Annotated in this window: 1 rRNA gene; it reads right to left on the reverse strand. The window is 51.7% G+C overall.

Features of this window, described 5'->3' with window-relative positions:
• Positions 1-262 precede the first annotated feature (262 nt).
• A 5S ribosomal RNA gene (gene rrf, locus AC1DLB_RS32465) occupies positions 263-358 on the reverse strand; the annotation flags it as partial.

Raw genomic sequence — 358 nt, forward strand, 5'->3', positions numbered from 1 at the left:
GATTGGTATCGGTCCGGGCATTTCTGCAGCAACTCTTTGACTATAAACGGGAGTACCGATCCGTAGGCTTGCAGTCAGTCCGTTGAAACGAGCTGCACCATACCAAAAACGGCATGGTTTTTAGCGCGCTCTGCCGAAGTTTCACGAACGATGCGACCATTACCAGGGATGGCCATCCGCTAGCCCTCTGTTGCCAAAGCACTTTCCTACGGGCAAAACAAAACCCCTACCTGCATACGCAGATAGGGGTTTCGGAATTTAATCTTGACGATGACCTACTCTCACATGGGGAAACCCCACACTACCATCGGCGATGCATCGTTTCACTTCTGAGTTCGGGATGGGATCAGGTGGTTCC

The organism is Pseudomonas sp. 05N434, assembly GCF_056396965.1.